The following is an 11,378-nucleotide window of genomic DNA, read 5'->3' on the forward strand; positions in this document are numbered from 1 at the left end:
AAACAAATAAAAGTATTTTTACATAGTTAAAAGTGAAGATTTGATTAGTATTTTAAAAATTAAAGAAGTTTTAATAAAAAAACAATTTAGAAAAACTCTTATAGAAAAAGAGAATAATAGAGTTGTTTGCCATAAAGAAATTAAAAGTGTTGGTATTTTAACTACAGAAGAAATTTCTAAAAACTTAAATGTAAAGGATAAAGTTGAAGAGATTTTAGGGCTTAAAAATGCTAAAATATATAGTTACAAACCCCAAATTAAAAAGGAAGAAGTTTCTTTTGTGAATTTTTCTGAAATAGATTTTAAATGGAACGGACAAGTAGCTCAGCCAAATTTTAAGAGCTTTATAGATGAACCTTTTGATTTGTTAATAGGTTTTTTTAATAAAGAAAACTTGTATTTAGAAAATGCAGTTTTACAATCTAATGCCAAATTTAAAGTAGGTTTATCTAAAGTAAACCAACAATTATTTGATATAGAGTTTGATGTATCTGTTTCTAATATTGAAAAATTTTTACAAGAGTTAAAAAAGTATTTATTAATACTTAAAAAACTAAAAAATTAAACTTCAAAAACAAAGTTGTTTATTCTTCATCAAAAGTGTTTATTTATCTTTTAGATTAAACTGAATATTGTAATTTTACAGCTACAAAAATATTCAGGATGCAAAAATTTATTGGTACAGGTGTTGCTTTAATTACTCCATTTAAAGAAGATTTAACTGTAGATGTTGAAGCGCTTATAAAATTGGTGAATTTCAATATAGATAATGGTACAAATTATTTAGTAATTAATGGTACAACTGCAGAAAGTGCAACAATTTCTAAAGAAGAAAAGTTATTAATAATTGATGTAATTGTAAAAGCAAATAACAAGCGTTTACCATTAGTTTTAGGTGTTGGAGGTAACAATACCTTAGAAGTGGTAAAAGAATTACAAACTAGTAATTTATCAGAAATTGATGGAATTCTTTCTGTTGCACCTTATTACAGCAAGCCAACCCAAGAAGGTTTTTACCAACATTTTAAGGCTATTGCTGAAGCTACTGATAAACCAATAATTTTATACAACGTTCCAGGTAGAACCGCTAAAAATATGGAGCCAACAACAACTTTACGTTTGGCAAAAGATTTTAGCAATGTGGTTGCGGTAAAAGAAGCAGGTAATAATCAACAACAGTATAATGCTTTATTAAAAGACAAGCCAGCTGATTTTTTAATTATTTCTGGTGATGATGATTTAGCTTTAGGTGTAGCTCTTGCAGGAGGTTCAGGTGTAATTTCTGTAATTGGACAAGCATTTCCGAAAGAATTTTCTAAAATGATTCAATTAGGATTAGAAGGTAAAAACAAAGAAGCTTATGATATTCATTTTAAAATGATGGATATTGTTGATTATATTTTTGAAGAAAATAACCCAGCAGGCATTAAAACGGTTTTACAAGAACTAGGTATTTGTAATAATACAGTTCGCTTACCATTAGTAAAAGCAAGTACACAACTTCATTCAAAAATTAGTAAATTTGTTTCAGAATTTTAAATAAACAAATTATTATGTTAAAAACTATAATTGAAGAGGCTTTAAACAAACAAGTAGTAGTTGAGGCACAATCTTCTCAAGTATATTTATCTATGGCTTCTTGGGCAGAAACTCAAGGTTTTGAAGGGGTTGCTCAATTTATGTATGCACAATCTGATGAAGAAAGAATGCATATGTTAAAATTAGTGAAGTTTATAAATGAAAGAGGAGGGCATGCAAAAGTATCAGCTTTAACTACACCACCAGAGTCATTTGGATCTTTTAAAGAAATGTTTCAAGAATTATTGAATCATGAAATTGCTGTGTCAGAATCAATAAATAGTTTAGTAGATATTAGTTTGCAAGAAAAAGATTATGCAACACATAACTTTTTACAATGGTATGTTGCAGAGCAAATTGAAGAAGAAGCTTTGGCAAGAACTATTTTAGATAAAATTAACTTAATTGGCGATGATAAAGGAGGTTTCTATTTGTTTGATAATGATATTAAACAACTAATTCCTACTGATACTTTAGAACCTTAACAAACATTTAGCATCAATTTACCATTTATTTAAGTCTTTTTTTGTGATTATTGCATCACACAAATTAGCATAAAAGAATGTGTTTTATTTTGTTGAAATAATCATCTTTAAAACTTGTAGTTCCTCATTTTTTTGAGGTATTTAAAGTTTTAAATAAAAAGAATTATTTCATGAAAAATAAATACTTTTATTATCCATTATTAATCACTAATTTTGCCCGATGCAAAAAATGAAAAAAATAGCGTTTTTATTACTGTTTAGCCTTTTGTTAACTTCTTGTGGAGAATACCAAAAAGTGTTAAATAAAGGAACTATTGAAGAGCAATATAAAATGGCTGTAAAAATGTACGAAAGTAAAGAGTACAGTAAAGCTTTGCGTTTGTTCGAAAAAATCACACCTTCATATAGAGGAAAACCACAAATGGAGCGTATTCAATTTATGGTTGGTCAATCTAATTTTAATGAAAAAAATTATAGCATAGCTGGATATTATTTTGATCGTTTTACAAATAATTACCCTAAAAGTTCTAAAAAAGCAGAAGCTGCATTCTTATCAGCTTATAGTTACAAATTAGCATCTCCGGTTTTTAGTAAAGACCCAACAGATACAAAAAAAGCATTAGAAGCATTTCAAAATTTTATAAATAATTATCCTGATTCTGATAAAATAGTAGAAGCTAACAAACATTATAAAGAGTTAAACTACAAGCTTCAAAAAAAATCTTTTGAAATTGCTAAAACGTATTATACAACAGCTGATTACGATTTAAGAAATTATAAAGCTGCTATACAGGCTTTTGATAACTTATTGTCAGATCACTTAGGTTCATACTTTAAAGAAGAAGCTTTGTATTACAGATTAAAATCTGCACATGACTTTGTTTTAAAAAGTACTGATAGAAGAAAACCAGAAAGAATTTCAGATGCAATTGAAGCATATGAAAAGCTTAAAAGAAATTTTCCGGAAACTAAATACAAAAAAGATTCAGATAAAATGTTAGCAAAAATGCAATCTGAAAAAGAAAGATTAGATAACATTATTGCTAAAATAAAAGAATTAGAAAACTCAACAGAGAAATAAAAACATTATGGATTATAAAGATACAAATGCTGCCATGAGTACTATTACTTATGATAAAAATGAAATTGAAGCTACTACAGGAAATATCTATGAAGCAATTTCTATCATTTCAAAAAGAGCTGAACAAATTAATAATGATTTGAAAAAAGAGTTAGTAGATAAATTAGAAGAATTTGCTACTTATAATGATAGTTTAGAAGAAGTTTTTGAAAATAAAGAGCAAATTGAAGTTTCTAAATTTTATGAGCGTTTACCAAAACCAACTGCTCTTGCTGTTGATGAGTGGTTAAATGGTAAAGTATATCACAGAACACCAGAAACAGAATAATGTCTGTTTTAAGCGGAAAAAAAATTCTTTTAGGCATTACAGCTGGAATTGCCGCTTATAAAACAGCTAGTTTAGTCCGTTTTTTTATAAAACTAGGCGCAGAAGTTAAAGTTATAATGACTCCTGCGTCTAAAGATTTTATAACACCTCTTACACTTTCTACACTTTCTAAAAACCCAGTTCATTCTACTTTTTACTCCAAAGAAGATGAAAATGAATTATGGAATAATCATGTAGATTTAGGTCTTTGGGCAGACTATATGTTAATTGCCCCAGCAACAGCAAATACACTTTCTAAAATGGCAAATGGTGTTTGTAATAATTTATTATTAGCCACCTATTTATCTGCAAAATGCCCTGTTTATTTTGCTCCTGCAATGGATTTAGATATGTATAAACACCCATCAACTAAAGAAAGTTTAGAAAAATTACAATCTTTTAATAATGTAATGATCCCAGCAACTTCAGGAGAACTAGCTAGTGGTTTAGTTGGGGAAGGTAGAATGGCAGAACCTAAGGATATAGTTTCTTTTATTGAAAACGATATACTATTAAAGTTACCCCTTAAAGGTAAAAAAGTTTTAATTACTGCTGGGCCAACTTATGAAGCAATAGATCCTGTACGTTTTATTGGAAATCATTCTTCTGGAAAAATGGGTTTTGCTTTGGCAAAAGTGGCAGCAAATTTAGGTGCTGAGGTTTTTTTAATTAGTGGACCTAGTCATCAACAAATAAAACATTCATTTGTAAAAAGAGTCGATGTTGTTTCTGCTGCTGAGATGTATACAGCTTCTCATCAATATTTTAATGATTGTGATATTGCAATTTTATCTGCAGCCGTAGCAGACTACAGACCAAAAAATATTGTAAGTCAGAAAATAAAGAAGAAGGATGCTACGTTAAACATAGAGTTAGAACCAACAAAAGATATTTTAGCGTCTTTAGGAGAAATTAAAAAACATCAATTTTTAGTAGGCTTTGCATTAGAAACAAATAATGAAATTGAAAATGCAAAAAGTAAGATAAAGCGTAAAAATTTAGATGCTATCGTTTTAAATTCTTTACAAGATAAAGGTGCAGGTTTTGCTACTAACACAAATAAAATTACTATTATTGATAAAAATTTGAATGAAAAACCATTTGAGTTAAAATCAAAAACAGATGTTGCTGTTGATATTATCAATGAAATTATTATAAAACTAAATGCGTAAACTTTTTATATTTTTCTATTTATGTTTAATTACAATCAATATTAATTCTCAAGAATTAAATTGTTTGGTAAATGTGAATTATGACCAAATAGGAGGGTCAAATAGGCAGGTTTTTACAACATTACAAAGTTCTTTAACCGAGTTTGTCAATCAAACAAAATGGACAAATAGAATTGTAAAAACGGAAGAAAAAATTGATTGTGCTATGACAATTATTATTACTGCTAGAGATAATAATACGTTTACTGCAACTTTACAAGTACAATCTACCAGACCAGTTTATGGATCTAGTTATGCCACTCCTATTATAAATATTAAAGACAATGATTTTACATTTAAGTATAATGAATTTGATCCATTAATTTATAATAAGAATTCATTTGATAGCAACTTAATTTCAACCATCGTTTTTTATGTGAATATTATTTTAGGGGTTGATGCTGATACTTTTGCTTTAAATGGTGGGAGTAATGAGTTAAAAGAAGCGCAAAATGTTATGTTACAAGCACAACAAAGTAATATAGAGGCATGGCAAAATGTTGTTGGTGAGCAAAATCGTTTCTTGTTGATTGACAATTTATTATCGCCAAAATTAACTAGATTCAGAAAAATTCTTTACGATTATCATATGTTAGGTTTAGATAATTTTGTTGATAATAAAGAAACTGGAAAGCAAAAAATAGAAGATAGCCTTTTAGATTTAGAAAGTATTTATAATAAAACGATTGGTAATTTTTTAATCAGAAGTTTTTTTGATGCAAAAGCCGATGAGGTTGTAAATATTTATTCTGATGGTCCAAGAACAAGAAAAGCGGATCGATTAAAGGCAGTTTTACGTAAAATTTCTCCAAACAATAATACTAAGTGGAGAAATATTGAGTAATCTTTTTTTTACTATTTTTTCTAAACTAAAATAGCTACTTTTATTCTTTAAAAATTAGAGAATTTGCTAACACAACTTACCATAAATAACTACGCATTAATCAATCAGTTATCTATTGATTTTTCTTCAGGATTATCAATAATTACTGGAGAAACTGGTGCAGGAAAATCTATTCTTTTAGGAGCTTTAGGTTTGGTTCTGGGTAATAGAGCAGATTTATCTTCTTTAAAAGATACTTCAAGAAAATGTATTGTAGAGGCTAAAATTGCTGTTTCAAACTATAACTTAAAATCTTTTTTTGAAGATGAAGATTTAGATTATGAAGATTTAACAATAATAAGGCGAGAGATTCTTCCTTCAGGAAAATCGCGTGCTTTTGTAAATGATACTCCTGTAAAACTATCGATTTTAAATGAATTAAAAACCAAATTGATTGATGTGCATTCTCAACATCAAACAATGCAGTTATCAGATTCTAACTTTCAGTTTTCTGTAATTGATGCTTTGGCAAAAAATGAAGCAAAAGTAGATTCTTACAAACGAGGTTTAAAGAAATTAAATCAATTGAATAAAGAGTTGCATCAATTAGAAGAAATACAAAGAGAGGCAAATCAACAATATGATTATAATTTTCATTTGTGTAAAGAGTTAGAAGAAGCAAATTTAAAAGTTGATGAACAAAAAGATTTAGAAGAAACTTTAGATAAGCTAAATAATATTGAAGACATAAAAAGTAATTTATCTGAATCTTTAGAAATTTCTGTAAATGAAGAAATTGGAATTCAGAATTTGCTAAACACTTTAGAAAATAGATTATTAAAAATAGCCGCTTTTTCTAAAGAATATCAAGAGTTATCGGCAAGAATTACAAGCGTAAAAATTGAAGTTGATGACATTGTTGCGGAATTGGAAAATGCTAATGAAAATGTCGATTTTAATCCTAATGAAGCAGAAAAAATTAATGATCGATTACAACTAATTTACAATTTACAGAAAAAACATTACGTAAATTCTAATGAAGAATTGTTATTGGTTTTTGAAAGTTTATCTGAGAAAGTTTCTCAAGTAGAAAATGGGGAAGAAGTTATCAATAAAAAGAATGAAGAAATTAATAAAGTATCTAAACAATTAGATCAATTAGCAAGTGTTATTTCTGCAAATAGAACTAAAGTCATTCCCAATTTAAAAACTGAATTAGAATTCTTATTATCAGATTTGGGAATGGAAAATGCTCGCTTTTCAATCAATATAAAACCAGTAAAAAATTATTTTTTAAACGGAAAAGACGAATTAGAGTTTTTATTCTCAGCCAATAAAGGCGGTAATTTTGGTGAACTTAAAAAAGTAGCTTCTGGTGGAGAACTATCAAGAATTATGTTATCAGTAAAAAAGGTATTATCTGAAAACACACAATTACCAACTATTATTTTTGATGAAATAGATACTGGAGTTTCAGGTGAAGTTTCTAACAAAATAGCTGCTATTATGAAGCAAATGAGTAAAAATATGCAAGTAATAGCAATTACACATTTACCTCAAATTGCTGCAAAAGGTCAAAATCATTATAAGGTTTTTAAAGAAGAAATTAATAGTATAACAACTACCAATTTAAGGCAGCTAAATAAAGACGAAAGAATTGTAGAAATTGCTGAAATGTTAAGTGGTAAAAATATTTCTGAAACTGCAATTACACATGCAAAAGAATTATTAAATTAATTTTTTGCCAACTAATGTTAATTTGTAGAAGTCTAAAACTCTTGTAAACAATAAAACAATTACAACTAATATTTTACAGTTATGTACAATTTATTAAAAGGAAAAAAAGGAATTATTTTTGGAGCTTTAAACGAACATTCAATCGCTTGGAAAGTTGCAGAAAGAGCGCATGAAGAAGGTGCTGAGTTTGTATTAACAAATGCGCCAATTGCTTTAAGAATGGGCGAATTAAATGCTTTGGCAGAAAAAACAGGCTCTCAAGTTATTGGAGCAGATGCCACATCAATAGACGATTTAAATAATCTTGTAGAAAAATCTATGGAGATTTTAGGCGGAAAAATAGACTTTGTTTTGCATTCAATTGGCATGTCTGTAAACGTTAGAAAAGGAAAACATTATACAGACCCTAAATATGATTTTACCACCAAAGGTTGGGATATTTCAGCAGTTTCTTTTCATAAAGTAATGAATGTTTTATACAACAAAAATGCCATGAGCGAGTGGGGCTCTATAGTTGCTTTAACTTATATGGCTGCGCAAAGAGTTTTTCCAGATTACAATGATATGGCCGATAATAAGGCATATTTAGAAAGTATTGCGCGTAGTTTTGGCTACTTTTTTGGTAGAGATCATAAAGTTCGTGTAAATACAATTTCTCAGTCGCCAACCCCAACAACTGCAGGTAGTGGAGTAAAAGGTTTTGATGGTTTTATTGAGTATGCAGAAAAAATGTCTCCATTAGGAAATGCAACTGCTTTAGAATGTGCGGATTATACAATTACCATGTTTTCAGATTTGACGAAAAAAGTTACTTTACAAAACTTATTTCATGATGGCGGATTCTCTAACATGGGAGTTTCAGATCCGATTATGGATAAATTTATAGGGGAACAGTAGAAAATTAATTTAGGTTCATAAAGTATTTGTGGTTTTTTGAAGCTATTTCCTGCTTTCACTACTCGCTTTTTTCGTGCCTCAAAAGAGCTCAAACAAATCGTTCAATCAGGGCTAAGCAATTTTACTAGCTTTTATGAAATTTAAAAATATAAAATGCAAATCTATTTAGGTTTGCGTTTTTTGTTTTTTTACATTTACAATATCATAATTTTAGCATAAAAAATTTTGAATCCTTCAGAACTTATTTTTTCTATAATAATTCCAGTTTACAATCGTCCGCAAGAAATAGACGAGTTGTTAGAAAGCTTAATAAAACAAAATTTTTCTGACGATTTTGAGGTTTTAATCATAGAAGATGGTTCAACTAAAAAAAGTGATAAAATTGTAGAGAAATACAAATCAACTTTAAATTTAAAATACTTTTTTAAAGAAAATACAGGAGCAGGCGCAAGCCGTAATTTCGGAATGCAAAAAGCCTCTGGAAATTATTTTATCATTTTAGATTCAGATGTAATTGTTCCAAATCAATACTTGTTTGAAGTAAAAAAAGCTTTAAAAGAAAAGTATACTGATGCTTTTGGTGGTCCAGACGCAGCACATAAAAGCTTTACATGGCTACAGAAAGCAATTAATTATTCTATGACCTCAGTGTTAACAACAGGCGGAATTCGTGGTAAGAAACAAGCGGTTGGTAAATTTCAACCAAGAAGTTTTAATTTAGGAATTTCTAAGAAAGCATTTCAAGAAACACAAGGGTTTTCAAAAATGAAAAATGGAGAAGATATAGATTTAACATTTCGTCTTTGGAAAAATAGTTTTGAAACACAGTTGATTGAAAAAGCTTTTGTTTATCATAAACGAAGAAGTAGTATTCAGCAGTTTTTTAACCAAACTTTTGGTTTTGGAACTGCAAGACCAATTTTAAATAAAAAACACCCCAAAACCTCTAAAATTACTTATTGGTTTCCAAGTCTATTTATTTTAGGTTTAGATGTTAGTATTATTTTATCTGTTTTTGGTTATCATCAATTATTATATTTCTATGGATTTTATTTTATAGTAATTTTTGTAGATTCTTTATTTCAAAATAAAAACATCTATGTTGCTTTTTTAAGTATAATTACTTCTCTAGTACAATTTTTAGGTTATGGTTTAGGTTTTTTGCAATCACAATTTTTTAATAAAAAATAAAACCCAAAACAATTAAGTTTTGGGTTTTATTAAATTTATTGAAAGAAAATTACTTTTCTATTTCTTTTGTCTTGCTTGTTGTTCTTGCGCTTGTTTCATAGCAGTATCAATACGCTGTCTAAATTTGCTCTTTGCTTTTTCAGGACGTTTTTTATTTTCTTCTATTTGCGCATGAATTTTATCTTCATCAATTACAAAATTTTTAATTACTAACATAATTGCTATTGTTAGTAAGTTAGAAATAAAGTAATACAAACTTAAAGAACTTGCATAATTGTTAAAGAAAAATAACATCATAATAGGAGAGAAGTAAATCATATACTTCATCATTTTACTCATATCGGGCATTCCTTCTTGTGCAGGAGCTTGCATATTTGCTTGCTGACTTTGGTTCATTTTCATGTAAAAGAAAATTGCAATTGAAGCCAAAATAGGAAATAAACTTACGTGATCTCCATAAAAAGGAATTGAAAAAGGAAGTTTAAAAATGGTATCGTAAGAAGATAAATCATTTGCCCATAAAAATTTTTCTTGTCTTAATGATAAGTTGGTAGGAAAAAATTTAAACAATGCAAAGAATACTGGCATTTGTAACAATGCTGGTATACAACCAGACATCATACTAACTCCAGCTTTTCGTTGAATAGCCATGGTTTCTTGCTGGCGCTTCATAGCGTTTTCTTTACCAGGATATTTTTCATTTAAGGCAGTTAACTCAGGTCTTATCACCTTCATTTTTGCACTTGACAAATAAGATTTATAAACTAGTGGAGACATAATTAAACGAACCACAATAGTCATTAAAATAATAATCAATCCGTAGTTTGATAAAAAAACTTTTAAGAAATTAAATACAGGATAAAATACAGTTCTGTTTAAGAAACCAAAAATACCCCAACCTAAATCTGCTGTTTCATCTAAATCTGTACCCTCAAAAGTTTTTAATAAATTATAATCGCTTGGTCCGTAAAACCATTTCATGTTATAATTTAATTCTCCACCTGTTAAAGCCAAAGGTGTTTTTAATTCATATCTTTTTGTAAAAACAGTATCAATTTTTTCATCTTCTACTAAATCAGTAGAAGTTACTGTTGCATTATTAAAAGGAGTATCTGTTAATAAATTAGAAGTAAAAAAATGTTGTTTGTAAGCAACCCAATCTACATCATTTATAATTTCAGATTTCCCAGCATTTAAATAATCAACTTCATCTTCGGTTTTATAATAATAGTAAGAGTACATTGTGTTTTCTGTACGAATACTTTTTTCATTTCTAAACCCATTTAAAGACCAATCTAAATTAATTGTATTAGATGAATTGATAACATTACTTAATCCTTGTGATCTAACAGAGAAATCAACCATATAATTTTTAGGTTTCATTTCATATCTATATTCTAAAAACTGAGTGTCAGAAACTTTTAGTTTCATTGATAATACTTGATTATCTCCGTTTTTAGTTAAGGAAGGCTCAAAAAGTAAATCTTTTGTGTTTAAAATTCTGTTATCTGTTGTTCCAAAATTAATGTTAAAAGACGAGTTGTTGTCTTTAATCATATATAAAGGTAAAGAATCGTAGGTTTTGTAGTTTTTAATTAAAGCTTCTACAATTTGCCCACCTTTATTATCAATGGTTAATTTAACTAAATCATTTTCTAAAACTGAACTACCATCAGAACCATTAATAGCACTTTGTGCAAAAGCTCCTAGTTTATTTTGAAAAGCAATTTGTTTTAAGGAATCATTTTCAAATATTTGAACAGTATTTTTTGCATCTTCTTTTTTGTTATTTGATACATTTACTACTTCTTCATTGTTAATTTCTTCAGGGTTTTCTTTTGGTGCATTCGTATTAAAATACCACAACATAATTCCTCCTAAAAGAATCATTCCTATAAAAGAATTGTAATCGAATTTTTTTTGTTCCATGTTTTTATTTGGTGTCAATTTGTCATAAAGTCAAGACGAAATCTTGATAAAAAAACGACAAATGTAGTTAAAAAGCAAT

At 28.1% G+C, this 11,378-nt stretch carries 11 protein-coding genes; 10 read left to right on the top strand and 1 reads right to left on the bottom strand.

Annotated elements, in window-relative coordinates; genetic code table 11:
* Window positions 1-40: 40 nt before the first annotated feature.
* The 10 genes from Q0733_RS02555 to Q0733_RS02600 all read left to right on the top strand — a co-directional run bounded on the left by Q0733_RS02555 (window position 41) and on the right by Q0733_RS02600 (window position 9,370).
* The gene (locus Q0733_RS02555) at window positions 41-565 is read left to right on the top strand and encodes a hypothetical protein (RefSeq protein ID WP_298778583.1); all 525 of its coding nucleotides are present in this window, start codon (window positions 41-43) and stop codon (window positions 563-565) included.
* Window positions 566-663: 98 nt separating this feature from the next.
* On the top strand, window positions 664-1,539 hold the full coding sequence (dapA, locus tag Q0733_RS02560) for a 4-hydroxy-tetrahydrodipicolinate synthase (protein WP_298778586.1): 876 nt from the start codon (window positions 664-666) through the stop codon (window positions 1,537-1,539).
* 14 nt (window positions 1,540-1,553) lie between these two features.
* Window positions 1,554-2,063: a ferritin gene (locus Q0733_RS02565; protein ID WP_298778589.1), complete on the top strand. Its 510-nt coding sequence runs from the start codon at window positions 1,554-1,556 to the stop codon at window positions 2,061-2,063.
* 229 nt (window positions 2,064-2,292) lie between these two features.
* Window positions 2,293-3,144 (top strand): outer membrane protein assembly factor BamD, encoded by an 852-nt coding sequence (locus tag Q0733_RS02570; RefSeq protein ID WP_298778591.1) that lies wholly within the window; start codon window positions 2,293-2,295, stop codon window positions 3,142-3,144.
* Between the two features lie 7 nt (window positions 3,145-3,151).
* Window positions 3,152-3,472, top strand: coding sequence for a DNA-directed RNA polymerase subunit omega (locus Q0733_RS02575; protein WP_298778594.1), 321 nt, complete (start codon window positions 3,152-3,154; stop codon window positions 3,470-3,472).
* A complete protein-coding gene (coaBC, locus tag Q0733_RS02580; protein WP_298778596.1) occupies window positions 3,472-4,683 on the top strand; it encodes a bifunctional phosphopantothenoylcysteine decarboxylase/phosphopantothenate--cysteine ligase CoaBC in 1,212 nt (403 codons plus the stop codon). Before Q0733_RS02575 ends, coaBC begins: the two co-directional genes overlap by 1 nt.
* On the top strand, window positions 4,676-5,566 hold the full coding sequence (locus Q0733_RS02585; RefSeq protein ID WP_298778598.1) for a DUF4835 family protein: 891 nt from the start codon (window positions 4,676-4,678) through the stop codon (window positions 5,564-5,566). Before coaBC ends, Q0733_RS02585 begins: the two co-directional genes overlap by 8 nt.
* 63 nt (window positions 5,567-5,629) lie before the next feature.
* On the top strand, window positions 5,630-7,282 hold the full coding sequence (gene recN / locus Q0733_RS02590) for a DNA repair protein RecN (protein WP_298778601.1): 1,653 nt from the start codon (window positions 5,630-5,632) through the stop codon (window positions 7,280-7,282).
* An 81-nt stretch (window positions 7,283-7,363) separates the two neighbouring features.
* Window positions 7,364-8,179: an SDR family oxidoreductase gene (locus Q0733_RS02595; RefSeq protein ID WP_298778604.1), complete on the top strand. Its 816-nt coding sequence runs from the start codon at window positions 7,364-7,366 to the stop codon at window positions 8,177-8,179.
* Between the two features lie 225 nt (window positions 8,180-8,404).
* A complete protein-coding gene (locus Q0733_RS02600) occupies window positions 8,405-9,370 on the top strand; it encodes a glycosyltransferase (protein ID WP_298778605.1) in 966 nt (321 codons plus the stop codon).
* Window positions 9,371-9,427: 57 nt separating this feature from the next.
* On the opposite strand, the gene yidC is transcribed toward Q0733_RS02600, so the two are convergent.
* Window positions 9,428-11,299: a membrane protein insertase YidC gene (gene yidC / locus Q0733_RS02605; RefSeq protein WP_298778607.1), complete on the bottom strand. Its 1,872-nt coding sequence runs from the start codon at window positions 11,297-11,299 to the stop codon at window positions 9,428-9,430.
* Window positions 11,300-11,378 lie beyond the last annotated feature (79 nt).

Source organism: uncultured Polaribacter sp., assembly GCF_947500975.1.
Taxonomy (GTDB): Bacteria; Bacteroidota; Bacteroidia; order Flavobacteriales; family Flavobacteriaceae; genus Polaribacter.